Origin of the sequence: Comamonas sp. E6 (assembly GCF_001010305.1) — a bacterium.
GTDB classification, from domain to species: Bacteria; Pseudomonadota; Gammaproteobacteria; order Burkholderiales; family Burkholderiaceae_C; genus Comamonas; species Comamonas thiooxydans.
On record NZ_BBXH01000019.1, the window covers coordinates 66,736 to 91,561 of the forward strand.

The 24,826-nt window shown below is 64.5% G+C and carries 19 protein-coding genes; 9 read left to right on the forward strand and 10 right to left on the reverse strand.

Features of this window, described 5'->3' with window-relative positions; all coding sequences use genetic code 11:
• The first annotated feature begins 8 nt into the window (after nt 1–8).
• The 4 genes from CSE6_RS17385 to CSE6_RS17400 all read left to right on the forward strand — a co-directional run bounded on the left by CSE6_RS17385 (nt 9) and on the right by CSE6_RS17400 (nt 8,345).
• Entirely contained in the window at nt 9–3,209 is a 3,201-nt protein-coding gene (locus CSE6_RS17385) for an MdtB/MuxB family multidrug efflux RND transporter permease subunit (protein ID WP_059441100.1), read from the forward strand.
• Nucleotides 3,206–6,379 (forward strand): efflux RND transporter permease subunit, encoded by a 3,174-nt coding sequence (locus CSE6_RS17390; protein ID WP_059441101.1) that lies wholly within the window; start codon nt 3,206–3,208, stop codon nt 6,377–6,379. The genes CSE6_RS17385 and CSE6_RS17390 overlap by 4 nt, the downstream gene beginning before the upstream one ends.
• A 1-nt stretch (nt 6,380) precedes the next feature.
• Nucleotides 6,381–7,958 carry an efflux transporter outer membrane subunit gene (locus CSE6_RS17395; protein ID WP_083994758.1) on the forward strand — a complete coding sequence of 526 codons (1,578 nt, stop codon included), beginning with the start codon at nt 6,381–6,383 and terminating at the stop codon, nt 7,956–7,958.
• A 63-nt stretch (nt 7,959–8,021) separates the two neighbouring features.
• The gene (locus CSE6_RS17400) at nt 8,022–8,345 is read left to right on the forward strand and encodes a hypothetical protein (protein ID WP_012839346.1); all 324 of its coding nucleotides are present in this window, start codon (nt 8,022–8,024) and stop codon (nt 8,343–8,345) included.
• Here the strand turns inward: CSE6_RS17400 and CSE6_RS17405 are convergent.
• Together CSE6_RS17405 and CSE6_RS17410 are read right to left on the reverse strand one after the other, a co-directional pair.
• Complete coding sequence (locus CSE6_RS17405) at nt 8,342–8,860, reverse strand: SRPBCC domain-containing protein (protein WP_059441102.1); 519 nt, start codon at nt 8,858–8,860, stop codon at nt 8,342–8,344. The two genes, CSE6_RS17400 and CSE6_RS17405, sit on opposite strands and share 4 nt — an antisense overlap.
• 85 nt (nt 8,861–8,945) lie before the next feature.
• Nucleotides 8,946–9,311 (reverse strand): hypothetical protein, encoded by a 366-nt coding sequence (locus CSE6_RS17410; protein WP_034352927.1) that lies wholly within the window; start codon nt 9,309–9,311, stop codon nt 8,946–8,948.
• 116 nt (nt 9,312–9,427) lie between these two features.
• On the opposite strand from CSE6_RS17410, the gene CSE6_RS17415 reads away from it, so the two are divergent.
• Complete coding sequence (locus CSE6_RS17415) at nt 9,428–10,099, forward strand: ATP-binding cassette domain-containing protein (protein ID WP_034389480.1); 672 nt, start codon at nt 9,428–9,430, stop codon at nt 10,097–10,099.
• On the opposite strand, the gene CSE6_RS17420 is transcribed toward CSE6_RS17415, so the two are convergent.
• The 4 genes from CSE6_RS17420 to CSE6_RS17435 are packed head-to-tail and all read right to left on the reverse strand — an operon-like array spanning nt 10,086 to nt 12,710.
• Complete coding sequence (locus tag CSE6_RS17420) at nt 10,086–10,901, reverse strand: LytTR family DNA-binding domain-containing protein (protein WP_059441103.1); 816 nt, start codon at nt 10,899–10,901, stop codon at nt 10,086–10,088. The two genes, CSE6_RS17415 and CSE6_RS17420, sit on opposite strands and share 14 nt — an antisense overlap.
• Nucleotides 10,898–11,959 carry a sensor histidine kinase gene (locus CSE6_RS17425; RefSeq protein ID WP_059441134.1) on the reverse strand — a complete coding sequence of 354 codons (1,062 nt, stop codon included), beginning with the start codon at nt 11,957–11,959 and terminating at the stop codon, nt 10,898–10,900. The genes CSE6_RS17420 and CSE6_RS17425 overlap by 4 nt, the downstream gene beginning before the upstream one ends.
• A gap of 24 nt (nt 11,960–11,983) precedes the next feature.
• Entirely contained in the window at nt 11,984–12,268 is a 285-nt protein-coding gene (locus CSE6_RS17430; RefSeq protein WP_059441104.1) for a 2TM domain-containing protein, read from the reverse strand.
• Nucleotides 12,269–12,305: 37 nt separating this feature from the next.
• The gene (locus CSE6_RS17435; RefSeq protein WP_034352920.1) at nt 12,306–12,710 is read right to left on the reverse strand and encodes a DUF2306 domain-containing protein; all 405 of its coding nucleotides are present in this window, start codon (nt 12,708–12,710) and stop codon (nt 12,306–12,308) included.
• 295 nt (nt 12,711–13,005) lie between these two features.
• On the opposite strand from CSE6_RS17435, the gene CSE6_RS17440 reads away from it, so the two are divergent.
• Together CSE6_RS17440 and CSE6_RS17445 are read left to right on the forward strand one after the other, a co-directional pair.
• The gene (locus tag CSE6_RS17440) at nt 13,006–15,195 is read left to right on the forward strand and encodes a TonB-dependent siderophore receptor (RefSeq protein WP_059441105.1); all 2,190 of its coding nucleotides are present in this window, start codon (nt 13,006–13,008) and stop codon (nt 15,193–15,195) included.
• Complete coding sequence (locus tag CSE6_RS17445; RefSeq protein WP_059441106.1) at nt 15,195–16,442, forward strand: PepSY domain-containing protein; 1,248 nt, start codon at nt 15,195–15,197, stop codon at nt 16,440–16,442. Before CSE6_RS17440 ends, CSE6_RS17445 begins: the two co-directional genes overlap by 1 nt.
• A gap of 72 nt (nt 16,443–16,514) precedes the next feature.
• Here the strand turns inward: CSE6_RS17445 and CSE6_RS17450 are convergent, their stop codons facing one another.
• Complete coding sequence (locus CSE6_RS17450) at nt 16,515–16,793, reverse strand: PsiF family protein (RefSeq protein WP_003052901.1); 279 nt, start codon at nt 16,791–16,793, stop codon at nt 16,515–16,517.
• A 213-nt stretch (nt 16,794–17,006) separates the two neighbouring features.
• Here CSE6_RS17450 and CSE6_RS17455 point away from each other — a divergent pair, with 213 nt between their 5' ends.
• Nucleotides 17,007–17,831: an undecaprenyl-diphosphate phosphatase gene (locus CSE6_RS17455; RefSeq protein WP_059441107.1), complete on the forward strand. Its 825-nt coding sequence runs from the start codon at nt 17,007–17,009 to the stop codon at nt 17,829–17,831.
• A gap of 135 nt (nt 17,832–17,966) precedes the next feature.
• Here CSE6_RS17455 and CSE6_RS17460 read toward each other — a convergent pair whose 3' ends face one another.
• Together CSE6_RS17460 and CSE6_RS17465 are read right to left on the reverse strand one after the other, a co-directional pair.
• Nucleotides 17,967–18,842: an alpha/beta fold hydrolase gene (locus CSE6_RS17460; protein ID WP_059441108.1), complete on the reverse strand. Its 876-nt coding sequence runs from the start codon at nt 18,840–18,842 to the stop codon at nt 17,967–17,969.
• Between the two features lie 60 nt (nt 18,843–18,902).
• Nucleotides 18,903–19,886, reverse strand: coding sequence for a proteasome-type protease (locus tag CSE6_RS17465; RefSeq protein WP_034352787.1), 984 nt, complete (start codon nt 19,884–19,886; stop codon nt 18,903–18,905).
• A 273-nt stretch (nt 19,887–20,159) separates the two neighbouring features.
• On the opposite strand from CSE6_RS17465, the gene CSE6_RS17470 reads away from it, so the two are divergent.
• Complete coding sequence (locus tag CSE6_RS17470; RefSeq protein ID WP_059441109.1) at nt 20,160–22,085, forward strand: methyl-accepting chemotaxis protein; 1,926 nt, start codon at nt 20,160–20,162, stop codon at nt 22,083–22,085.
• A gap of 62 nt (nt 22,086–22,147) precedes the next feature.
• Here the strand turns inward: CSE6_RS17470 and mutS are convergent, their stop codons facing one another.
• Nucleotides 22,148–24,766 carry a DNA mismatch repair protein MutS gene (mutS, locus tag CSE6_RS17475; protein WP_370545715.1) on the reverse strand — a complete coding sequence of 873 codons (2,619 nt, stop codon included), beginning with the start codon at nt 24,764–24,766 and terminating at the stop codon, nt 22,148–22,150.
• Nucleotides 24,767–24,826: the final 60 nt, after the last annotated feature.

Sequence of the window (24,826 nt, forward strand, 5' to 3'; positions counted from 1 at the left end):
CGGCCATCATGAATCTCTCGCGCCTCTTCATTCTCAGGCCCATCGCCACCAGCTTGCTGATGGTGGCGGTGCTGATCTCGGGCATTCTTGCCTACCGCCTGCTGCCCATCTCGGCCCTGCCCGAGGTGGACTACCCCACCATACAGGTCACCACGCTCTACCCCGGTGCCAGCCCCGATGTGATGACCTCCAACGTCACGGCACCGCTGGAGCGCCAGTTCGGCCAGATGCCGGGCCTGGACCAGATGTCCTCGACCAGTTCGGGCGGCGCATCGGTCATCAGCCTGCGCTTTGCGCTCGATATGTCCATGGACGTGGCCGAGCAGCAGGTGCAGGCCGCGATCAACGCGGGCACCAATCTGCTGCCCAGCGACCTGCCCATGCCCCCGCTCTACAGCAAGGTCAACCCGGCCGATGCGCCGGTGCTGACGCTGGCCATCAGCTCGCCTTCGCTGCCCGTCATCAAGATCAACGATCTGGTGGAGAACCGCCTTGCGCCCAAGCTCTCCCAGGTCAAGGGTGTGGGCCTGGTGGCCATTGCCGGTGCGCGCCGCCCGGCCGTGCGCATCCAGGCCAACCCCGCAGCGCTGGCCAGCTTCGGCATGACGCTGGATGACGTGCGCACCGCCATCTCTGCGGCCAACGTCAAGACCGCCAAGGGCAGCTTTGATGGCCCCAACCGCGCATCGACCATCGATGCCAACGACCAGATGCAGTCGGCGGCCGAGTACCGCAACCTGATCATCGCCTTCAAGAACGGCAACCCCGTGCGCCTGTCCGATGTGGCGCAGACCGTGGACGACGCCGAGAACACGCGTCTGGCCGCCTGGTCGGGCACGCCCGAGACCGGCTCCAAGTCGGCCGTGATCCTCAATATCCGCCGCCAGCCCGGCGCGAACGTGATTGACACCGTCGATGCCATCAAGAACCTGCTGCCCCAGCTCAAGGAGACGCTACCTGCCTCGATCGACGTGCAGGTGCTGACCGACCGCACCGTGACCATTCGCGCCTCGGTCAAGGACATGCAGTTCGAACTGGCCCTGGCCATCGCCCTGGTGGTGATGGTGATCTTCCTGTTCCTGCGCAGTGCATCGGCCACGCTGATTCCCAGCGTAGCGGTGCCGCTGTCGCTGGTAGGCACTTTCGGCGTCATGTATCTGGCGGGCTTTTCCATCAACAACCTCACGCTGATGGCCCTGACCATTGCCACGGGCTTTGTGGTGGACGATGCCATCGTGATGATCGAGAACATCGCCCGCTATGTGGAAAAGGGCGAGCCGCCCATGCAGGCCGCGCTCAAGGGTGCCAAGCAGATCGGCTTCACCATCATCTCGCTGACCATCTCCCTGGTCGCGGTGCTGATTCCGCTGCTGTTCATGGGAGATGTGGTGGGGCGCCTGTTCCATGAGTTCGCCATCACCATGACGGTGGCGATCCTGATCTCGGCCGTGGTTTCGCTCACGCTCACCCCCATGCTGTGCGCGCGCCTGCTGCGCCACCAGCCCGAGGGCGAGAAGAACCGGGCGCAGTCCAAGGGTTTCAGCGCTGCGGTCGCGCGCTCTTTCGACAAGGTGATTGCCGAATACGGCCGCATGCTGACCTGGGTGCTGGATCACAGCAAGCTGACCTGGCTGGTGTTCATCGCCACGCTGGTGGTCACGGTGCTGCTGTATTTCGTCGTGCCCAAGGGCTTTTTCCCCGAGCAGGATACGGGCACGATTGCCGCGACCACCGAGGCCGACCAGTCCATCTCCTTTGCGGCCATGGCCGAGCGCCAGCAGGCGCTGGCCGAGCATTTGCTCAAGGACCCGGCCGTGGCATCCATCTCCTCGTTTATCGGTGTGGATGGCACCAACACCACGCTCAATACCGGCCGCATCCAGATCGACCTCAAGCCCCATGCCCAGCGCGACCGTCTGCCCGTGGTGCTCAACCGCCTGGCCGAGGATTCCCGCGCCGTGCCCGGCATCCGTCTCTATGCCCAGCCCGTGCAGGACCTGACCATAGAGGATCGCCAGGCTCGCACCCAGTACCAGCTGCTGCTCTCCTCGCCGGACATGAACCAGCTCACGGCCAGCACCAGGATGTTGGTCGAGCGTCTGCAGCAACTGCCCCAGCTGCTCGATGTGAGCAGCGATCTGCAGAGCCAGGGCCGTCAGGCCTATGTGCAGATCGACCGGGCCCAGGCCAGCCGCCTGGGCGTGACGGTCTCGTCGGTGGACTCGGCGCTCTATAACGCTTTCGGCCAGCGTCTGATCTCGACTATCTTCACGCAGTCCAACCAGTACCGCGTGGTGCTGGAGGTGGCGCCGCAGTTCAAGATCGGGCCCGAAGCCCTGCAGAACATCTATGCCGCATCGAGCAACGGTGCGCCGGTGCCGCTGTCCTCGATTGCCACGGTGAGCGAGCGCCCGATGGCGCTGGCCGTCAATCATGTGGGGCAGCTGCCTGCAGCCACCATTTCGTTCAACACCGCATCCGGCGTGTCGCTGGGCCATGCGGTGGAGGCGGCGCAGACCATCATTGCGCAGCTGCGCGACGAGGGGCAGATCCCGCTGTCGGTGGACACGCAGTTCCAGGGCGCGGCGCTGGCTTTCCAGGCCTCGCTCTCCAATACCCTGCTGCTGGTGCTGGCCGCCATCATCACCATGTACATCGTGCTGGGCGTGCTCTACGAGAGCACGATTCACCCGATCACGATTCTCTCCACCCTGCCTTCGGCGGGCGTTGGTGCGCTGCTGGCGCTGCTGGTGTCTGGGCTGGATCTGGACATCATCGCCATCATCGGCATCATCTTGCTGATCGGCATCGTCAAGAAGAACGCCATCATGATGATCGACTTCGCGCTGGACGCCCAGCGCGAGGAGGGCATGAATGCGCGCGACGCGATCTACCAGGCCTGTCTGCTGCGCTTTCGCCCGATTCTCATGACCACGCTGGCGGCCTTGCTGAGCGCGCTGCCCATGATGCTGGGAACCGGCGTGGGCAGCGAGCTGCGCCAGCCCCTGGGCGTGACCCTGGTGGGCGGTCTGCTGCTGAGCCAGCTGCTGACGCTGTTCACCACGCCGGTGATCTATCTGACCTTTGAAAGCTGGGCCGAGGGCTGGCGAACCAGGCGCGGCCTGCCGGCCGTCAAGCATGTGCCGCATTCCGAAGCCGAAGTCATGGGCGAGGGCGGGGACGGCGGCCAGGACGGGGCGCGTCCATGAGCATCTCCACGCCCTTCATCTTCCGGCCCATTGCGACCCTGCTGCTGACCATCGGCATGGCCCTGGTGGGCGGCGTGGCCTATTTCCAGCTGCCTGTGGCGCCGCTGCCGCAGGTGGACTATCCGACGATATCGGTGACCGCCAGCCTGCCCGGCGCGGCGCCGGATACCATGGCGGCCACCGTGGCCACGCCGCTGGAGCGCGCCCTGGGCGCGATTGCCGGCGTCAACGAGATGACGTCCAGCTCCAGCATGGGCAGCACGCGCATCACGCTGCAGTTCGATCTGACGCGCACGGTGGACAGCGCGGCCCACGATGTACAGGCCGCCATCAATGCGGCGCGCACGCTGCTGCCTTCGGGCATGCCGGGCAACCCGACCTATCGCAAGGTCAACCCGGCCGACGCGCCCATCATGATTCTGGCGCTGACGTCAGATTCGCTCACGCGCGGCCAGATGTATGACGCGGCCTCCACGGTGCTGGCGCAGAAGCTGGCCCAGGTGGAAGGCGTGGGCCAGGCATCGATCAACGGCGGCGCGCTGCCGGCCGTGCGCGTGGAGCTGGACCCGGTGCGGCTGGCTGCCAACGGCGTTTCGCTGGATGCGGTGCGTACGGCCATCACCGCCACCAATGCCAACCGTCCCCTGGGCGCCGTGGAGCGCGAAGACCACTACTGGCAGGTGGCGACCAATGACCAGGCCCGCACCGCCGCCGAATACGCGCCGCTGGTGCTGCGCTGGAACAACGGCAATGCCGTGCGTCTGTCCGATGTGGCCGATGTCACCGACTCCGTGCAGGACATACGCAACTACGGCGTGATGAACGGCAAGCCCGCCGTGCTGCTGCAGGTGTTCAAGCAGCCCGACGCCAACATCCTGCAGGCCGTGGACAAGGTGCGCGCCATGCTGCCCCAGCTCAGGGCCTCGATCAATCCGGCCATCGATGTCACGGTGATCTCGGACCGCACGCCCACGCTGCGCGCCTCGGTCAAGGAGGTGCAGAACGCGCTGCTGATCTCGATAGCGCTGGTCATCATGGTGGTGTTCGTCTTTCTGCGCCGCCTGCGCGCCACGCTGATTCCGGCCGTGGCCGTGCCTGCCTCGCTGATGGGGACCTTCGGCGTCATGTACCTGTGCGGCTATACGCTGGACAACCTCTCGCTGATGGCGCTGACGGTGGCCGCAGGCTTTGTGGTGGACGATGCCATCGTGGTGCTGGAGAACGTGATGCGCCACATGGAGCGTGGAAAGTCCGCGATGCAGGCGGCCATCGAGGGCGCGCGCGAGATCGGTTTCACCGTTGTCTCCATGAGCCTGTCGCTGATTGCGGTGTTCGTGCCCATTCTGTTCATGGCCGGCATCGTGGGGCGGTTCTTTCGTGAATTTGCCGTGGTCATGTCGGCGGCGATTCTGGTTTCCATGATCATCTCGCTGACCACCACGCCCATGATGTGCGCGGCTCTGCTGCGCACACCGGCAGAGGAGGAGCGCCGCCGCGCCGAGCGTGCCCGGCGCCCCTTCACGCGCCGCTGGGATGCGCTCTGGTTGCGCGTCTCGCTGGCCATGGATCGCTTCGAGGTGCGAGTGACGGCGCTGTATCGTCACACCCTGGCCTGGGGTCTGCGCCACCAGCCCGTGGTGCTGCTCAGTCTGGTGGCGGTCATCGGCCTCAACATCCATCTCTACCAGACCATAGACAAGGGCTTCATGCCCAGCGAGGACACAGGCCGTGTCATGGGCTTCATACGTGCCGACCAGTCCACGTCCTTTCAGGCCATGGAGCGCCGCATCAAGCGTTTTCTCGATGTGGTGCAGCAGGACCCGGCCGTGGAGTATGTGACCGGCTTTACCGGCGGCGGCCAGGCCAATTCGGCCAATATGTTCATGTCGCTTAAGCCCATGTCCGAGCGCAAGGTGTCCAGCGACGAGGTCATCAACCGCCTGCGTGAAAAGCTCAAGGATGAACCGGGCGCGCGGCTGTTCATGATGACCCAGAGCGATGTGCGCATCGGCGGGCGCCAGAGCATGTCCTCCTATCAGTACACGCTGCAGGCCGACGATACGGCCGAGCTGCGCCTGTGGGAGCCGCGCATCCGCCAGGTGCTGTCCACCCTGCCGGAGCTGACCGATGTCAACAGCGACGTGCAGGACAACGGCATGCAGACCAAGCTGGTCATAGACCGTGACCAGGCCACGCGCCTGGGCCTGACGGTGGCGCAGATCGACAACACGCTCAACGACGCCTTCGGTCAGCGCCAGGTGGGCGTGATCTACAACCCGCTCAACCAGTACCGCGTGGTGATGACGGCCTCGTCCCAGTATCTGCAGAGCCCGGAGACGCTGCGTGGCTTCTTCTTCGTCAACAGCGCGGGCCAGCAGATTCCGCTGACGGCCTTTGCCAGGATCACCACCTCGACCACGCCACTGTCCGTGCAGCACCAGAGCGGCACGCCGGCCAGCACCGTGAGCTACAACCTGGCGCCCAATGTCTCGCTGTCGCAGGCCAATGATGCGATCCGCAATGCCATGCTGGAGCTGGGCGTTCCGGTGTCCATCCGCGGCAGCTTCAGTGGCTCGGCCGGTGCCTTCCAGCAGGCGCTGGCGGGCCAGCCCCTGCTGATCCTCGCGGCCATCATCACCATCTATCTGGTGCTGGGCATCCTCTACGAGAACCTGGTCCATCCGCTGACGATTCTGTCCACGCTGCCCTCGGCCGGCGTGGGCGCGCTGCTGGCGCTGATGTGGTTCAAGACCGAGTTCTCGCTGATCGCCTTCATCGGCGTGATCCTGCTGATCGGACTGGTCAAGAAGAACGCCATCATGATGATCGACTTTGCGCTGGAGCGCGAGAAAGGCGGCCATGCCACGGCGGCCCAGGCCATCTATCGGGCCTGCCATCTGCGCCTGCGCCCCATTCTGATGACCACCATGGCGGCCCTGTTCGGCGCGCTGCCCCTGGCCCTGGGCCGGGGCGACGGTGCCGAGCTGCGCCAGCCCCTGGGCATTGCGATCGTGGGTGGCCTGCTGCTGAGCCAGTTGCTCACGCTCTACACCACGCCCGTGGTCTATGTGCTGCTGGACCGTGTGCGCCGCAGCGTGCTGCGCCTCTGGGCGCGCCGTCCGGCCAGAAAGCGCGGCGGCCAGGCCTCTGCCATGGTTGAGGCGAAGTGAGATGAATATGCCAGCACACTTTTTGAATCAAATCGGCTTCAAATCCAGTCAGGAGAAGCGCAAGCAGCTCACTTTTATGAATACATCCGTCATGGCGCTGCCTCGCTCGCTTCCCCGTCTATTGCCGATCGTTGTCGCTGTCTTGCTGGCCGCATGCTCCACTCAGCCTGCTTATCAAGTGCCAAAGCTGGAAGTGCCCGCGCAGTTCAAGGAAGCCACTCCGCAGGCTGCGCAGTTCGGCATTTGGCAACCGGCGCAGAGCTCGGCGGCCAGCCCGGCCGCGGCAGTGCCCGACCAGTGGTGGACGGTGTATGGCGACAGCACGCTCGATCAGCTGCAGCAGGCGGCAGCCGCAGGCAATCCCGGCGTGGAGCAGGCCGTGGCCCGTCTGCGCTCGGCCCAGGCCGCCGTCGCCAGCAGCCGCGCCGCGCAATTGCCCACGCTCGGCACCACGGGCAGCGGCTCGCGTGCCTTGACTGGCGGCGGCACCTACAGCAACACCAATGGCGAGAACGTGGCGCGCAGCGGCAGCATCAACAACAACTTCTCGCTGGGCCTGAGCGCCAGCTGGGAGCTGGATCTCTGGGGCAAGCTCTCGGGCGCGGTGGATGCCAGCCGCGCTTCGGCCCAGGCCAGTGCCGACGATCTGGCTGCGGCCCGTCTGTCGGCCCAGGCATCGGTGGCCCAGACCTATTTCTCGCTGCGTGCCGTCGAGGCGCAGATGAAGTATCTGCAGGAGAGTTTGGAGGCCTACGAGCAAAGCCTGAAGCTCACGCAGAATCGCTACCAGGCGGGCGTGGTGTCTTCGGCCGATGTGGCGCAGGCCCAGTCCCAGTACAAGAGCACCCAGGCCAGCCTGCTGGAGGCCAGCATCACGCGTGCCCAGTACGAGCATGCGCTGGCGGCCTTGCTGGGCAAGGCCCCGGCCAATTTCAGCCTGCCGGTCACCGGCCACCTGCCGACGCCGCCTGCAGTGCCCGAGATGCTGGCCTCCACCTTGCTGGAGAGGCGCCCCGACATCGCTGCCGCCGAGCGCCGCGTGGCCATGGCCAATGCGCAGATAGGCGTGGCGCGTGCGGCCTATTTCCCCTCGCTGACCCTGTCGGCATCGGCCGGCTATCGCAACTCCGTGCTCTCCGATCTGCTCAATGCGCCGAATCTGTTCTGGTCGCTGGGACCGGCGCTGGCCATGAGTCTGTTTGACGGCGGCGCGCGTTCGGCGGCCGTGGAGTCGGCCCGTGCCACGCTGGACCTGAATGCCGCCACCTACAAGCAGACCGTGCTGACTGCGCTGCAGGAGGTGGAGGACAATCTGGTCGCTGCCGTCAATCTGGCCCAGGAGGAGCAGGTGCAGACCGAGGCCCTGGCCGCAGCGCAGAAGTCGCTGACAGTGGCCAACAACCAGTACCAGGCCGGCATCGTGGCCTATCTGAATGTGCTCTCGGCCCAGACGACGGTGCTCAGCGCCCAGAACAGCCTCAACAGCGTCAGAAACCGCAGGCTGACGGCCGTGAACACCTTGCTCAAGAATGTGGCAGGGCGCTGGGAGCCGCTGGAAGCGGGGCAGCGCAAAGAGTGAGCGCGCCGTGCAGGCTTGTGCTCTGGGTTACAACCGTGGCTCTGTTGTTGTGAAGATCAAACCATGAGCATTGCTGTTTTCTACCTGCGCAACTCCGAGCCCGAGGGCCAGACACCGGTCTGGCAGCCGCAATGCCGGGCCTTCTCCGATGCGCAGATGAGCGAGGCGCTGGCCCTGTGCCAGCAGCTGCGCAAGGACGAGCGCCATGCCCATGTGGTGATTTCGTCGGAGTTGCGCGATATGGTCGGGCCTGTGGGCGTGTCTGCGGTCGAGGATGGCAAGACGCCCGATGGAGTGGACTATCAGTGGAGCAAGGCCGGGCGTGCCGGGGCCAGTCGCAGAAATGCGGCCGAGCCACCCAGGCAGCGACAGGATATGGATCGCTAGGCCGCCTGTATCCTGGCCAGATAGCCGGCCAGCAACTGCATGCTGCCGCTCCAGCCCATGTTCATGTTGGCGTGCGAGCTGTCGAACACCGCTTCTTCCACGACACTGGCGTTAAGGGCACGCCATTCCAGATGCAGGCGCGTGCCGCCGGCTTCCTCGCCGAGCGTGGTGGTCGACAGGGTATAGAGCGGCCATTGCGGCGCCATCGGGTGGCGCGTGACGCCGCCTGCGGCATCGCTGAACTGCACCACGACGACGATGCGCTCGGGCGCTTTCAGCTCCCTGAAGCTCCATTTGCCCCACATCGCGGGTGCTTGGGGCATGGCTTCGGCACGCATGCCGTAATGAAAGCTGCCGCCTTCGCGTGCATCCACTTCGCATTGCGTCATCACCATGCCGGGCGGGCGCATCCAGTGACTCAGGTGCTCGCCTTGCGTGAAGGCCGCATAGACCAGCTCGCGCGGTGCCTTGATGAATTGCTCGATGACAAACGGGGCAGAGAGTCGCTCGGTCATGGCATTGCCTTTGCAAATCGCTTGGAGCCATCCATTGTGCACAGCACGCACCTGACTTCAAGCGCCGTGGCTGCAGGCCCGGATGTCAGGCTTCGAGATCAAAGGCCTGGCGCAGTGCATCGCCGAACTGCGTGGAGCCGGAAAGGCAAAGGCTGACCGTGGTGCGGCCCGTGGCCGAGGCCTGCAGCTCCAGCCTGCCTGCTGCCCTGTCGAAGCGGGCGCTCAGGGGCTGGCCGTCGTCGTCCTGCGCCTGCAGGTCATAGTCCCAGTCATTGCCGTCTTCCAGGGCGCCCTGGCGGCCAGCAAACTTCTGGCTGGCCCAGCGCAGCAGGGATTCGATTTCGCCGGCCAAAGCTGGTACGCGCTCGGCCTTGACGCTGGCCATGGCGTCCCAGGTGCCCGTGCCTTCTTCATCTTCGCTGTAATCGAATTCCAGATAATCCAGAGCCATGGCATATTGCGCGCTGTTGAGAGGGACGCCATTGTGCCTGTGCCTTGCTTTGCGCATGGCCGTGGGTTCTTTGGACACAATCAGCCGTGGACATATATACAAAGGCGTTGTCAGCTATGAATTCTGAACTCGATGATGGCTGCGAGTCGCTCTGCATGGTGCAGGCTCTGCAGGTGAGCTTCGGCTACCCGGGCCGGGTGGTGGCCCATGAGGCCTCGCATTGCTGGCATGCAGGGTTGTGTCTGCTGCAAGGCGACGAGGGCACGGGCAAGACCAGCTGGCTCAAGGCATTGGCTGGGCAATTGCCGCTGCGCATGGGCTTGCTGCACTATCCGTTCGCCGATAACGGCCGCCTGGCTGCAAGCTCCTGCTTCTGGCAGGACCCACGCCAGCCGCTCAACGATGTCTACAGCCAGATGCCGGCCGAGAGCTGGGTGGCTTTGCAGCGCACGCTGTATCCGCATTGGTTGCAGCAGCAGTTCGAGCAGCATGTGCAGGGCTTCGGGCTGGAGCCGCATCTGCACAAGCCGCTGCTGGCCCTGTCGTCGGGCACGCAGCGCAAGCTGTGGATGGCCGCTGGCTGGGCCAGCGCAGCCGAGCTGGTACTGATCGACGAGCCGCTGGCGGCGCTGGACAAGCCGTCCGAGCATTATGTGCAGCATGCGCTGGCTGCCATGGCAGCCGAGCTCAAGAACCCGGCGCGACCCCGCAGTGTCATCGTGGCGCATTGGGATGCCATGCAGGGGGTGGACTGGGAGGATGTGATGGAGCTGACTACATCGCCTTGAACCGTGTTGCGTATAGACGGCTGACGGCCAGCTTTTCAGGGCGGTCACGCAGCAGCAGGCTCAGGCGCCCGGACTCGTCACGCTGGGCACTGGCAATGGCTTGAACGCGCACCACGGTACCGCGATGGATTTGCCAGAACTCGCGGGCGTCGAGCTGCGGCAGCAAATCCTTGAGCGGGGTGCGGATCAGATACTCCTGAGCGGCCGTCAGCACGCGCAGATATTTATCGGCGGCTTCGAGGTAGATGATGTCCTGCACCCTCACCATATGGATCTGGTTGCCGACGCTGGCCTGAATGATCTGCAGCGCGGCGGGGACCTGCCCCAGCAGTTGCTGCTGCAGCCCGAGCAGTTGTTCGAGCTGACGGTGATTGTGCATGGCAAGGTCCTTGCCCTGTACCGGCTGGCGCTGCTGCCACCACTGCTGCAGGCGCTGCACGGTCTGGCCCAGACGTGCTGCCTGCACCGGCTTGAGCACATAGTCCATGGCGCAGGCCTCGAAGGCCGCCAGGGCGTACTGGTCGTAGGCGGTGACAAAGACAATCGCCGGCAGCGCTTGCTCCTCAGGCCAGGCATCGGCGATTTCGGCGGCGGCTTCCAGCCCCGTCTGGCCGGGCATGCGAATGTCCAGGAACAGCAGATCGGGCAACCGCTCCAGCGCCTGCTGCACGGCGCTGATGCCGTCGGCCACCCTGGCCTCGATCTGCAACTGGGGCCAGAGCTGGCCCAGCAACTGCTGCAATGCCAGGGCCAGCAGCGGTTCGTCTTCGGCAATCAGGGCGCGCGGCGGATTGGTGTTCATGGCTGGGACCTCAGGGGTAATACGATGCAGGCCCTGGTTCCGCCTGCTCGGTCTGCTGTCAGGTCGAAGCGGGCAGCGCTGCCGTAGCGACTGGCCAGGCGTTCGCGAATCTGCTGCAGGCCAAAGCCGGAGCCGGAAGGGGGCTGGCCAGGCAGCGCCGGCAGGCCCAGGCCATTGTCATGCACGCTGAGCAGGAGATGGCGGTCATCCAGCATGCCGGCCTGAACGGCAATGTGGCCGCCGGCCAGCTGGGGCTCCAGTCCGTGGCGAATGCTGTTCTCCACCAGCGGTTGCAGCAGCAGGGTTGGCACGGGCAGTTCGGCCAGTTCAGCGGGCAGATGCAGGCCATAGCTGAGCCGGTCGCCCATGCGGATCTGCATCAAGGCCAGATAGTCGGCCAGCAAGGCAAATTCGCTGGCAAGACTGTGCGTGCCGTGGCGCGAGCCGGCCAGCGTGGCACGCAGGTAGGCAATCAGATGATCGAGCATCTGCTCGGCGCGTGGCGCATCGGTGGTGATCAGCACGCGAAGATTGGCCAGGGTGTTGAACAGCATATGTGGCTCCAGCTGGGCCTGCAGCAGGCTGAGCCGGGCTTCGGCGGCCTGGCGCTGGGCCTGCTCTGCCTGCATTTGCAGATGGCGCGACTTGCCCACCACATAAAAGCCCCAGGACATGGCAATGCTGGTCGCCATGGTGATGGCAAGCGGCAACCATAGCGAGGGCCGGGCTGCGGCGGGCAGTTCGGGATGGAGTTGCTGAACGTAGAAACTACCGAGCGGATTGCCCAGAATCAGGCCTGCTGCAATTCCCAGCGGCACCACGGCCATGCCGCGCATGCCGCGCGGCCAGGGAATGTCGTCGGACTCGCGCCAGCGCAGCCTGAGCAGATCGATGCTCAGCCAGCTGATCAGGCCTATGGCCAGCGAGTAGGCGAGATTGACATCCCACAGGCCCTGGCCCAGAGCGGTCAAGGCCGCAGCGATCAGCAGACAGGCAGCCACGGTGATGCCGGCGTGACGCAACAGGGGAGCGGGCGCAAACATGGACATGACGGGCATGGTAGGTGATGGGCGGTCCGGCATCTAGCGCTTTTCGCTGCGCTGCAGCGTTTTCAGCTCGTGCTCCAGCAGTTGTTGAAAGAGGGGACTGCCGGGTGCCAGCAGCCAGACCACTGCGCCATGAATCAGCAGGCCCAGACCCCAGCCCAGAGCCGGGTAGACGGCCCAGTGCCGTCCCTGGCTCAGGGCCAGGGCCATGAGCCCGAGATTCACCGCAGCATAGGCCGCTGCATGGATATACCAGCCCAGCTTCATGCCGGCGCGGCGGCGTGCCTGCTGGTGCAGAGTGTCTTCAGAGATCGGGTTCATGTCTTTTCCTTGTCGAGCGTGGGGGTGAGAACGGGGATCAGGCCAATCGCTGCCACAGCAGATTGCCGAGCAGCCGGCCCGGAAGCAGCGTGAACAGTCCAGCGACGACGCAGCTGCCGAAGTACAGCTTGCGCATGACGCTGCGATGCTGGGCAATGCGTCGATGGGCCAGATGCCAGAAGGACAGCGCCAGGCTGCCCAGCGTCACGGGAATCAGCAGATGAATGGGCGTGAAGCCTGCCCAGTTGGGCAGCTTGAAGTCGCGTATGAACAAGGCGGAGATGGCGGTGGCCAGCATGAGCAGCACGAAGCCATAGCCTGCGATTCTGTGCAGCCAGGGCAGCGGGCCGGCCTGGCGCCTGGCCCAGAGTGCAGTGGCTCCGGTCAAGGTGGCTGCGATGGCGCAACCCATGTGAAAGGCAATCAGAGGTGTGAGTGTCATGGCTGGCTCCTGGTGCTTGCACATGACTGTGCAAGCCGGGCCTGCTGCCGACCAGTGCTTTGCGACGAAGTGACCAGACACGGGAGCCAGTTGCTCCTCAGCAGGTGTGAGTGGTGTACTGGTTTTGCCTGTGTTTGTTTGTGCGTTTGTTTGTGCGCGCACACATATCACGCGGCAGCTTCAGGACTTGCAGCCTGCCTTGGATCCCGTTGAGATCTCAGGGTGTTTGGCATCGGCAAAGGAGATTTATTATTAAAATTAACGATTCTGAAAATCATTCTCAATAACATTAATAATGTTCCTGCTCCGACCGATTTCCCTGGCTGCTCTCGCACTGTGCAGCCAGCAGAGTGTTTTTGCCCAGACTTCCAGCACTGAATCAGAAGCTGCCCTGCAGACCGTGACCGTGGAGGCCAGCGCCGATGCTTCGGCCCAGGGTCTGGCCAAGCCTTTTGCGGGTGGGCAGGTGGCGCGCGGCGCGCGTGTCGGCGTGCTGGGAAATCAGGACATGATGGAGACCCCGTTTTACGCCACCAGCTATACCAGCGATCTGATTCAGGATCAGCAGGCCAAGAGCGTGGGCGATGTGTTGCTCAACGATGCCGGCGTGCGCTCGGCACGCGGCTTCGGTAACTTCCAGCAGGCCTACTTTGTGCGCGGCTTTGTGCTGTATTCCGACGATGTGGCCTATAACGGTCTGTACGGTCTGGTGCCGCGCCAGTACATGGCGTCGGAGTTCGTGGAACGTGTGGAGGTGTTTCGCGGAGCGAATGCCTTTCTCAGCGGCGCGGGCGCCGGCAGCGTCAGCGGTGGCGGTCTGGGCGGCCTCATCAATGTGGTGCCCAAGCGTGCGGGCAACGAGCCGCTCAATCGTGTGACCCTGGGTGGCGCCAGTGGCGGGCAGGCTTACGCGGCTGCTGATGTGGCTCGCCGCTTCGGCCCCGATGATGCAGCCGGTGTGCGCCTGAATCTTGCGCGGCGCAGCGGCGGCACCGGCGTGAGCAGCGAGAAGGTTCACACCACAGTCGGCTCGCTGGGCCTGGACTGGCGCAGCAGCCGTGCACGCCTGTCGGCCGATCTGGGCTGGCAGGAACACAAGCTGACGGCGCCGCGTCCCTCGCTGACACCTTCGGGCAATCTGCCAATTCCGGCCGCACCGGACAGCAAGACCAACTATGCACAGCCCTGGACCTACTCCAACAGCCGCGACCTGTTCGGCACGTTGCGCGGGGAGTACGACTTCAACGACCAATGGACTGGCTGGGCCGCTGTGGGCATGCGCCGGGGCAGCGAGGACAACGCGCTGTCGGGCCTGACGCTGTCCAGCGCGGCAGGCGATGCCACGGTCAACCGCTTCGACAACACGCGCAAGAACCGCGTCAAGACCGGCGAGCTGGGCCTGCGCGGCAAGTTTGAGACCGGCTCGGTCAAGCATTCGGTGGTGGCTTCGCTGTCGGCCTTCGATTCCAGCGAGCGCAATGCCTGGGGCTATAACTACGCAACCGGCCAGAGCAACAACATCTACAACCCGGTGGCCCTGCCTGCGCCTGGCTATACCGGACTGGGAGGCATACTGGGCAGCCCGCGCGAGACCGAGCGCATCAAGACCAGCAGCCTGGCGCTGGCCGATACCCTGGGCTTCATGGACGAGCGCCTGCTGCTGACGGTGGGCATGCGCTACCAGAGCATCAAGGTCGACGGCTTCGATGCAACGACGGGCGCAAGCTCGGGCAACTACGACAAGAGCCGCGTGACTCCGGTGGCGGGCCTGGTGTTCAAGCTGACTCCTGAGGTGTCGGCTTATGCCAACTACATCGAAGGGCTGGCCAAGGGCGGTAGCGCACCCATGACCAACGGAGGCCAGGTGGTCAGCAATGCTGGCCAGGTGTTCGCTCCCTATGTCTCCCGCCAGAAGGAGGCAGGCCTCAAATACGACGGCGGCAATATCGGCGCCAGCGCCTCCTTCTTCACCACCAGCATGCCCAGCGCCTATGTGGAGAACAATGTCTACGGCGTGTTCGGCAAGCAGCGCAATCGCGGTCTGGAGTTCAATGTGTTCGGCGAGCCCGTCAAGGGCCTGCGCTTGCTCGGCGGCCTGACTCTGCTGGACGCCAAATACCTGACCACGGCGAGTGGCGCCAATGATGGCAAGCGCGTGGTGGGCGTGCCCCGCAGCCAGGCCAATATCGGCGCTGACTGGGATGTGCCGGGCGTGCACGGCCTGGCATTGAATGCGCGGCTGATGTATACCGGCGCTCAGTACGCCAATGCCGGCAACACCCAGCGCGTGCCGGCCTGGACCCGCTTTGACCTGGGCGCCCGCTATCTGATGGACGTCGGCGGCAAGCTGGTGACTCTGAATGCACGCGTGGACAACGTGGCCAACCGCAACTACTGGGCCTCGGTCGGCGGTTATGCCACCAACGGCTATCTGGTGCAGGGCGCGCCGCGTACCTTCTCGCTGACCGCCAGCGTGGACTTCTGATGCGAGCTCTGTGGACCGTGGTTCATCGCTGGGTCGGCCTGTTTCTCGCGGCCTTCCTGGTCATGACCGGTCTCACGGGAGCGGTGCTCTCGTGGGATCATGAAATCGACGACTGGCTCAATGCCGACATGCTGCACACGCCGGGACGCGGCCCGCTGCAGACGCCGCTGCAACTGGCCCGGGCCGTGCAGGCAGCCGATGCGCGCGCCGAGATCTCGTATATGAGCCTGGGCCTGCGCGAGGGCGAGGCGGCTTCCTTTCTGGTGCGCCCGCTGGTGGACCAGGCCACGGGCAAGCCCCATGTGCTGGGCTACAACACGGTGTTCGTGGACCCGGTGACGGGAGTCATCACCGGCCACCGTGACTCCAAGAGCCTGGCCCTGAGCTGGCGTAATCTCATGCCCTGGCTGCGCCATCTGCATGAAAGCCTGCTCAGTCCCACGTTTGCGGGCAGCAACCGCTGGGGCTATTGGTTCATGGGCGGTCTCGCACTGCTGTGGCTGGCCGACAGCTTCTGGGCGCTGGTGCTGACCCTGCCGGTGAAGAAGAAGGCGGCTGCGGCGCAGGACGCGCCCGCCAAGGCTGGCGGCAAGTCCTGGTGGGCGCGCTGGATGCCGTCCTGGCGCATACGCTGGGGCGCCGGTGCCTACAAGCTCAATTTCGACCTGCACCGCGCAGGTGCGCTGTGGATCTGGGGGGTAATCGTCATCGTGGCCTTCACCTCGTTCTCGATCAATCTCTACCGCGAGGTGTTCTATCCCGTGATGAGCAAGGTGTCGACCACCACGCCCGGCCCCTACGAGACGCTCAAGCCGGCACCTCTGGGCAGCTTTATCGAGCCTAAGATCGGTTTTGCCACGGCCATTGAGATCGCACGCAAGGAGGCGGTGCGGCTGGGCATCAAGACCGAGGCCGGCGGCATCTGGTATGGCGGGGATTTCCCGTTCTACAACGTGTCCTTCTTCGATCCCGATGACGAGACCGGGGCCATGGGCATGGGGCTGTCCAATGTCTATGTGAGCTCGGAAAGCGGCGAGGTGCTGGGCAGCTATCGTCCCTGGCACGGCACGGGAGCCGATGTCTTCGTGCAACTGCAGCTGCCGCTGCACAGCGGCCGCATCCTGGGCACCTTCGGGCGTGTGCTGATATCGGTGGTCGGCGTGATGGTGGCCATGCTGTCCATCACCGGCGTCGTCATCTGGTTAAAAAAACGCCGCGCCCGGCGAACGGCCTCGGCCTCCGCCTGAAACCACAAAGCCACCTTGCGGTGGCTTTGTGCATTGCGCGCAGCGCGGAATCGGCAAAGCCGCTAAGGCGGTTCAGTCCTTCTTCAGGCACTCGCTCATGAAGGCTTTGCGCTCGTCGCCCTTTTTGCCGGCGGCGTCGGCATTGCAGCTCTTCATGCGTTCCTGCTGACGCTTCTTGCCGTCGGACAGGCAGGACTTCATGAACTCCTTGCGTTCATCGCCTTTTTTGCCGGTGGCTTCAGTGTTGCAGGTGCCCATGAGCTGCTGCTGGGCGGTTTTGGGCTTGTCGCCGGCAGCCATGCTCATGCTGCAGGCCAGGGACACGACAGCCAGGACCACAAATTTTTTCATGATGGTGTGATTTTTGAAAAAACGCCGACAACCGGCGCGCAGCTATTGCAGCACAGGCGCGTGACTTTGCCCATCACCACAAGCCATGTCTTGTAAAAGTTTGCGATTGTCTGTCGATAGGCGGCCGGAAAAGGTCTTGTGAGCGCGAACGGGAAAATGGCGAGCGGATAATGGGCGGCTTTGCTTCAACCCTGCATCCAAAGGACGATTCGCGTGGATACTTTATTGCTGGTCAAGGCCGCCATCATGGGCATTGTGGAAGGGCTGACCGAGTTCTTGCCGATTTCCTCAACCGGCCACCTGATCCTGGCGGGTTCGCTGATGGGTTTTGTCGGCGGCAAGGCCAAGGTGTTTGAGATTGCGATCCAGACCGGTGCCATCTTTGCCGTGATGCTGGTGTACTGGCAGAAGATCCGGGACACGCTGGTGGAGTTGCCCAGCAGCCGCCAGGCGCAGAAGTTCGCGCTCAACGTCATCATCGGCTTTTTGCCTGCCGTGGTGCTGGCGTTGCTGTTCGGCAAATATGTGCAGGAGCATCTGTTCACGCCAGTCATCGTGGCGACCACCTTCATCCTCGGCGGCTTCGTGATTTTGTGGGCCGAGAAGCGGCCCACCGCCGCCACCCGCGTGCAGTCGGTGGACGATATGACGGCTCTCGATGCGCTCAAGGTCGGCCTGGTGCAGTGCTTTGCCCTGGTGCCCGGCACCAGCCGCAGCGGCTCCACCATCATCGGCGGCATGCTCATGGGCCTGTCGCGCAAGGCCGCCACGGACTTCTCGTTCTTCCTGGCCATGCCCACGCTGATCGGCGCGGGCGTCTACAGCCTCTACAAGGAGCGCGCGCTGCTGTCCATGGCGGATGTGCCTCTGTTTGCCGTGGGCCTGATCTTCTCGTTCATCAGTGCCTGGCTGTGCGTGCGCTGGCTGCTGCGCTTTATCTCCACCAACAGCTTTGTGCCCTTTGCCTGGTACCGCATCGTTTTCGGCATCATCGTGCTGGTGACGGCCTATACCGGCATCGTGGACTGGCACCATTGAGCGTTTGGTGCTGCCCACAAAAAAGCCGCTTGCGTGATAGCAAGCGGCTTTTTTAATAGCTTGTAGCGCTTTTTCTGATTGAATTTCAGGTTGTTTTGATACTGAAATCGTTAGCTGAAAAGCGCAAGATGCTACTTATTTATGAGTGCTGCCAGCAGATTTCTGCAATATGGTCTGCTCCATATTGAGCAGCGAAGCCTCGATGGCGGCGGCCGTGGCCTCGGGCCGCTCCATGGGAAACAGATGGCCGCCGTCCAGCATGGTGATGCGCCCGCGGGTGATGCGCTGCGTCATCTCCATGCCCACCTGGCGCATCTCCACCGACGAGCGACCGCCGATGAAGGCCACCGGGCAGCGCACCGGGTGACGCCTGAGCTGGTTGTTGAGATTGCTGGGCAGGGTGTTGTAGATGGCGGTTTCCACCTCGCGCCTGAACAGCAGGCTGCGCTTGCCCTGGTCGTCCTCCAGGCCGTGCTGCACATAGTCCTGCAGCATCTGCGGATGCCACTGGGCAAAGGCCTTCTTGCCGCGGAAATACTCCAGCGCCTCTTCGTTGCTGGCCCAGGTGGTGCGTCGGCGCTGGCTGATCTTGCCGGGGGAGACCGAGGCCACGATCTGCGTCTGCTTGGCCAGGCCCACGGCGTTCGCCTTCCAGCCGCCCAGCAGGGGCGAGTCGATGAGCAGCACGCCGCGCGCCAGATCAGGGCGTTTGGAGGCGGCCTGAAAACTCAGAATGCCGCCCAGCGAGTGGCCCACCAGATAGACCGGCTGGCCGTGCCGCTCGACCTGCTGCTCGATGTATTCGATGAGCTCGTCCACCAGATGCGGCCAGTGGTTGGTGACGGGGCGTTGCGGGTCATGGCCGAAGCGCTGCACGCCGCCGGCTTCGATGCCGCGTTGGCGCAGCAGCGAAAACAGCAGACGATAGGTGCCGATGGGAAAGCTGTTGGCATGCGCGAAGACCACGGGCAGGGTGTTCGTCGTGCTGGCGGTGGCAGTGGGCTGGGACATGGCGCTGAACGGGCTGGACAGGAAAAACGCCCCGAAGGGGCGTTGGATGCGTCGATCAGTTTAGCGCCTTGAAAGGCCTGCCTGTCTTTGCATGCGCGCCTGCTCCTCTGCCGTCTGCAGGCGCTGGTATTCATCGGCCATGCTCAGGCCAGCCTGAGCCGGCACCACGGGCTGGCGCAGCGCGGCGGGCGGAATATTGCCTGCACCCAGTCCATGGGCCGAGCGTGATGCAGCAGGTGCTCCCACTTTGACCAGAGGATGGGCGCGCGGGCTGTGGATGCGAATCGGCGTATCGGTCTGGCCGCCGTCCCAGGCCGGATCGTCGATGCTGTCGAAGACATGGCGCAGGCGCTCGCCCCAGCTGTCGTGCAGCATGCGCAGATAGGGGTTGTCGGCGTCCAGGCAGACAATGCGGTCCGTGGCGAAGCGGTTGTTCTCGTAGACGATCAGATCCAGCGGCAGGCCCACCGAGAGGTTGGACTTGAGCGTGCTGTCCATGGATACCAGCGCGCACTTGGCGGCTTCGTCCAGCGGGGTCTCGGAGGTGATGACGCGGTCCAGCACGGGCTTGCCGTACTTGGATTCGCCGATCTGGAAATAGGGCGTCTCGCCCGTGGCCTCGATGAAGTTGCCCGCCGAATAGACCTGGAACAGGCGCATGCGCTCGCCCTGGATCTGGCCGCCAAAAATCATGGAGACATTGAAGTCCACCCCGGCGCGCTGCAGCGCCGTGGCTTCGCGCTCATGCACATGGCGCACGGCCGCGCCCAGCACGCGCGCGGCATCGAACATGCTGCGCACATTCCAGATGGTCAGCATCTCGTCCGTGGTCGTGTCGTGCAGCTGAAAGCTCTCCAGCAGCTCGCGCACCGACTGGGTGATGGACAGATTGCCGGCCGATTGCAGCACCATGAAGCGCTCGCCCGGTTGCTCATACAGCATGACTTTGCGGAAGGTGCTGATCTGGTCGAGTCCGGCATTGGTGCGGGAGTCGGACAGAAACACCAGGCCGGCGTTGAGCTTGAGGGCGACGCAGTATGTCATGGGTGATAGAGACAATAATGAAAAACGTATGAACACCAGATGCAGCAAGCGTCGAGTGCTTCTGAATGTATAGCTGTAAACGCAGGCTGCAACGCGATTTTAGAAGGGTTTTAATAGTGCCGTTGGCGGCCCTGTAACTGTTGCCAATGCCCTGCCCAGGCACGGCTGCGGGGCCGGGCTGAGGAAGTCCCTGAGATGCAGCGCCTGTATGCGTGAGAAGATGCCGCCCCTTGATCGAACACTTGCTTACAGCTGGTTAGAAGAGGGAATCCCATGCACGCATTTCGCAACCTGTCGATACGGACCAAGCTCATGTCCAGCATGGTGAGCTGCCTGCTGCTGTTCGTGGCGATTTCCACGGCGCTGGGTTTTGTGCTGACGGGCGCCAGCCTGCGCGAGCGTGTGGTGGGGCAGGAGCTTCCGGCCGTGGTGGGGGAGATCCGCAACGACATACTGCGCCAGATCGGCACGCCGCTGGCCATGGCCAGATCGGTGGCCGGCAACAGCTTTGTGCTGGACTGGGAGGCCGCGGGCGAGCCCGAGGATGGCAATGCCGCGTGGGCCAGATACGCCCAGGCCGTCAAGCAGCAGGCCGGGGCCTCATCGGTGTTCTGGGTGTCGGGAACCACGGGCCAGTATTTCGGCGAGCAGGGGCCGATGCGCAAGCTGGCGCCCAAGGGCCAGGGTGACCAATGGTTCTATGAGCTGCTGGCGGGCGACAAGTCGCAGGTGCTGGAGATCGACAAGGACGTGAGCTCCAGCGCCTATATGCTGTTCATCAATGTCCGCTTCGATGCGGGCCAGGGCAGACAAGGCATTGCGGGCCTGGGCCTGTCGGTGGATGAGCTGGCGCAGGCCGTGCGCGCCTACCAGGTGGGCGAGTCCGGTTCGGTCTCCCTGGTGCGCGGCAACGGCAGCATTCTCGTGCACCGCGACCCGGTGCTGGTGGACGGCAAGCACTGGCTCAAGGACCGGCCCGGTTTCAGCGCCGAGCTCAGCGCTGCGCTGCTGAACCGCGAGCGCTTTGCCCATGCCATGTACGAGGCGCCGTCGGGCCGGCAGCTGATTGCTTCCTCCTATGTGCCCGAGCTGGATCTGTACGTGATTGCCGAGCTGCCCGAGGCCCAGGTGCTGGGCGGCGTGCGGCGAACCATTGCGCTGACCTCGGCCGTGGCCGGCCTGGTGGGCGGCGGCATAGGTCTGCTGGTGATCTGGCTGGTGAGCCGGGCGATTGCCGCACCCGTGGGGCGCGCGGCGCGCATGCTGGAGGAGATTGCCGACGGCCATGGCGATCTGAGCCGTCGCATGCCGGTGGAGAGCAATGACGAGGTGGGGGCGCTGGCCTCGGCCTTCAACCGCTTTGTCTCGTCGCTGGAGCGCATGGTTGGGGCTGTGCGCCAGGCCGCCGATTCGATTTCCGTGGCCAGCTCCGAGGTGGCCCAGGGCAACCAGGACCTGAGTCAGCGCACCGAGCAGGCGGCCAGTGCCTTGCAGCAGACGGCGGCATCGCTGTCGGTGCTGACGGACAGCGTGCAGGCCAATACCGAGGCCACGCGCAGTGCGGGCGAGCTGGCGCAGTCGGCGCGCGGCGTGGCCGAGCGCGGCGGAACGGCTTTCCAGCAAGTGGTGGTGACCATGGAGGGCATCAACCACTCGTCGCGCAAGATTGCCGACATCATCGGCGTGATCGACTCCATCGCCTTCCAGACCAATATCCTGGCGCTGAACGCAGCCGTGGAGGCCGCGCGTGCCGGCGAGCAGGGCCGTGGCTTTTCCGTGGTGGCGGCCGAGGTGCGCAGCCTGGCCCAGCGCTCGGCAGAAGCTGCCAAGGAAGTGCGCCAGCTCATCACCGACTCCGTGACCCAGGTGGGCAGCGGATCGCAGCAGGTGGTGCATGCGGGCGCCACCATGCAGGAGTTGCTGGACGCCGTGGCCAGGGTGACGCGGATCATCGAGGAGATCAGCGATGCTTCGCAGACCCAGGGGCGCGGCATTGCCGAGATCAACCAGTCCGTGGCCGGGCTGGACGATGCCACGCAGCAGAACTCAGCCCTGGTCGAGCAGTCGGCCGCTGCAGCGACCAGCCTGCGCGAGCAGGCCGCACGCCTGATGGGCGAGGTGTCTGCCTTCAAGCTGGGTGAAGTACCGCAGCGCAGCCCGTCCGAGCAGGAGCGGCAGCCGCAACTGCTGGAGGCCTGAACGCAAGCCGGGCCTGAAGAGATCAGGCCCGGGCTTGAGTCCGCAAGGCTTGGAACGTGTTCCTAGGCGGCGCTGGTGCTCAGTTTCTTGAGCTGGTAGAGCACTTCCAGCGCTTCGCGCGGGCTCAGCGCATCGGGGTTGACGTCGGCCATGGCCTGGTCCAGCGGGCTGGGCGCGGCGCTAGCGTCCACCAGCTCCGGCGCATCGAACAGATTGACCTGCAGCTCGTTCTCGCCGGCCTGGGATTCGAGTGCCTCCAGCGCATGGCGCGCATGGTTGAGAACGCCGGCGGGCATGCCGGCCAGCTTGGCGACCTGGATACCGTAGCTGCGACTGGCGGGGCCGGCCTGAATCTCATGCAGAAACACGATGTCGCTGCCCGACTCCGCTGCGCTGACATGCACGTTGACGGCGGCCTTGGCCTTGGCGGGCAGCTCGGTCAACTCGAAGTAGTGCGTGGCAAACAGCGTGAACGCCTTGGTCTTGTCGTGCAGCTGGCTGGCAATGCCGCTGGCCAGGGCCAGTCCGTCGAAGGTGCTGGTGCCGCGACCGATCTCGTCCATCAGCACCAGGGAGTGGGGCGTGGCCGAATGCAGAATCTGCGCGGCCTCGGTCATCTCCATCATGAAGGTGGACTGGGCGTTGGCCAGGTCGTCGGCGGCGCCGATACGCGTGTGGATGGCATCGATGGGCCCCAGGCGGCAGGCGCTGGCGGGCACATAGCTGCCCATGCTGGCCAGCAGCACGATCAAGGCCACCTGGCGCATATAGGTCGATTTGCCGCCCATGTTCGGGCCGGTGATGATCTGCATGCGCGTGTTGAGATTCATGCGCGTGTGGTTGGCGATGAAGCTGCCGCTGGAGGTCTCTGCCATGCGTGCCTCCACCACGGGGTGGCGACCGGCCTCGATCTCTATGCAGGGCTGGCTGACGAACTGCGGCTCGGCCCAGTTCAGCGTCAGAGAGCGCTCGGACAGCGTGCACAGAACGTCCAGTGCGGCAATCGCCTGGGCCACGCGCGTGAGCTGGGGCACATGGGGCTGAAGCTGGTCGAGCAGTTGCTCGAACAGGAACTTCTCGCGCTGCAGCGCTCGCTCCTGGGCCGACAAGGCCTTGTCCTCGAAAGCCTTGAGCTCGGGCGTGATGTAACGCTCGGCGTTCTTGAGCGTCTGGCGGCGGCGAAAACGCTCGGGTACCGCATCCTTGTAGCTGTTGGTGACCTCGATATAGAAGCCATGCACCTTGTTGAACTGCACGCGCAGGTTGGGAATGCCGGTGAGCAGCTTTTCCTTGGCCTCCAGCTCCAGCAGAAACTCGTCGCAGTTGTTCTGGATGGCGCGCAGCTCGTCGAGTTCGGCGTCAAAGCCCGTGGCGATCACGCCGCCGTCACGCACCAGGGCTGCGGGCTCTTCATGAATAGCGCGCGCCAGCAGCTCAGCACAGCCTTCGGGCGGAATCAGGTCGCTGAAGATCTGCGTCAGATAGGCCGACGGCGCCTGTCCGGACTGTGCCAGCAGCTTCGCTTTTTCCAGTGTTTTGGACAGGCCCACCAGCTCGCGCGGGCGCACCTGGCGCAGGGCGATGCGGGCGGTAATGCGCTCCACATCGCTCACGCCCTTGAGCTCGGCGCGCAGGGCTTGCCAGGGGGCCATGCCTGCCCCGGTGCCGCGCAGCACGCCAATCGCTTCCAGGCGTTGCATGGCGGCCTTGCGATTGCGTTCGGGCTCCAGCAGCCAGGTCTTGAGCAGGCGGCTGCCCATGCCGGTCATGCAGCTGTCCAGCAGCGAAAACAGCGTGGGCGCATCTTCGCCGCGCAGCGTCTTGACCAGCTCCAGATTGCGGCGTGTGGCCAGCGGCAGGGCAATCAGCTCGTCGTCACGCTGCACCTGGATGGCGTGGATATGGGTGAGATTGCGGCCCTGGGTATGTTCGGCATAGGACAGCAGGGCGGCACCGGCACCATGGGCCAGCGGCAGACCCTCGGCCTCCCAGGCCTTGAGGCTGGCCGCGCCCAGCAGCTCCAGCAGCTTGCGCTCGCCGAGGCCCGAGTCAAACTGCCAGTCAGGGCGGGGTGACAGAGGGCAGCTGATGGCGCCGCTGTGCTTGACGGCAAACAGGGCTTGCTCGAAGCGCTCGGTGACTCCGGCGCTGTAGATCACTTCGCTGGGCGCGATGCGCGACAGCCAGGCGCCCAGTTCATCGGCCGCGCATTCGGCCATGTGAATGCGGCCCTGGGTCATGGCCATCCAGGCCAGTCCCACGCGCTGGCGGCCGGCGGTGTGCAGGGCCAGCAGAATGGCTTCGCTCTTGTCGGAGAGCAGCTCGCTGTCCGTCAGTGTGCCGGGCGTGACCACGCGCACGACCTTGCGCTCCACCGGACCCTTGCCCACGCCGATTTCTCCGACCTGCTCGCAGATCGCCACCGACTCGCCCATCTTGATCAGGCGGCCCAGATAGTTTTCCAGGGCGTGGAAAGGTACGCCGGCCATGGGAATGGGCTGGCCTGCGGTCTGGCCGCGCGTGGTCAGCGTGATGTCCAGCAGGCGCGTGACTTTTTCGGCATCGCCAAAGAACAGCTCGTAAAAGTCACCCATGCGGTAGAAAACCAGCGTGTCGGGGTGGTCGGCTTTGAGCTTGAAGTACTGCTGCATCATCGGCGTATGCGCCGAGAGGTCAGTCATGTCTGGGGAGTAGGGCAGCGACGGGGATTCTGTGCTTGTCTGGGTCATCGCTTCAGCGGT

Coding starts and splice junctions, on each gene's coding strand:
- CSE6_RS17430 (WP_059441104.1), bottom strand. CDS start 12,268: ATGAACCCGATCTCTGAAGACACTCTGCACCAGCAGGCACGCCGCCGC.
- CSE6_RS17440 (WP_059441105.1), top strand. CDS start 13,006: ATGTTCCTGCTCCGACCGATTTCCCTGGCTGCTCTCGCACTGTGCAGC.
- CSE6_RS17410 (WP_034352927.1), bottom strand. CDS start 9,311: ATGGCTCTGGATTATCTGGAATTCGATTACAGCGAAGATGAAGAAGGC.
- CSE6_RS17450 (WP_003052901.1), bottom strand. CDS start 16,793: ATGAAAAAATTTGTGGTCCTGGCTGTCGTGTCCCTGGCCTGCAGCATG.
- CSE6_RS17465 (WP_034352787.1), bottom strand. CDS start 19,886: ATGACATACTGCGTCGCCCTCAAGCTCAACGCCGGCCTGGTGTTTCTG.
- CSE6_RS17420 (WP_059441103.1), bottom strand. CDS start 10,901: ATGAACACCAATCCGCCGCGCGCCCTGATTGCCGAAGACGAACCGCTG.
- CSE6_RS17445 (WP_059441106.1), top strand. CDS start 15,195: ATGCGAGCTCTGTGGACCGTGGTTCATCGCTGGGTCGGCCTGTTTCTC.
- CSE6_RS17435 (WP_034352920.1), bottom strand. CDS start 12,710: ATGACACTCACACCTCTGATTGCCTTTCACATGGGTTGCGCCATCGCA.
- CSE6_RS17470 (WP_059441109.1), top strand. CDS start 20,160: ATGCACGCATTTCGCAACCTGTCGATACGGACCAAGCTCATGTCCAGC.
- CSE6_RS17390 (WP_059441101.1), top strand. CDS start 3,206: ATGAGCATCTCCACGCCCTTCATCTTCCGGCCCATTGCGACCCTGCTG.
- CSE6_RS17425 (WP_059441134.1), bottom strand. CDS start 11,959: ATGCCCGTCATGTCCATGTTTGCGCCCGCTCCCCTGTTGCGTCACGCC.
- CSE6_RS17405 (WP_059441102.1), bottom strand. CDS start 8,860: ATGACCGAGCGACTCTCTGCCCCGTTTGTCATCGAGCAATTCATCAAG.
- CSE6_RS17460 (WP_059441108.1), bottom strand. CDS start 18,842: ATGTCCCAGCCCACTGCCACCGCCAGCACGACGAACACCCTGCCCGTG.
- CSE6_RS17400 (WP_012839346.1), top strand. CDS start 8,022: ATGAGCATTGCTGTTTTCTACCTGCGCAACTCCGAGCCCGAGGGCCAG.
- CSE6_RS17385 (WP_059441100.1), top strand. CDS start 9: ATGAATCTCTCGCGCCTCTTCATTCTCAGGCCCATCGCCACCAGCTTG.
- CSE6_RS17395 (WP_083994758.1), top strand. CDS start 6,381: ATGAATATGCCAGCACACTTTTTGAATCAAATCGGCTTCAAATCCAGT.
- mutS (WP_370545715.1), bottom strand. CDS start 24,766: ATGACTGACCTCTCGGCGCATACGCCGATGATGCAGCAGTACTTCAAG.
- CSE6_RS17415 (WP_034389480.1), top strand. CDS start 9,428: ATGAATTCTGAACTCGATGATGGCTGCGAGTCGCTCTGCATGGTGCAG.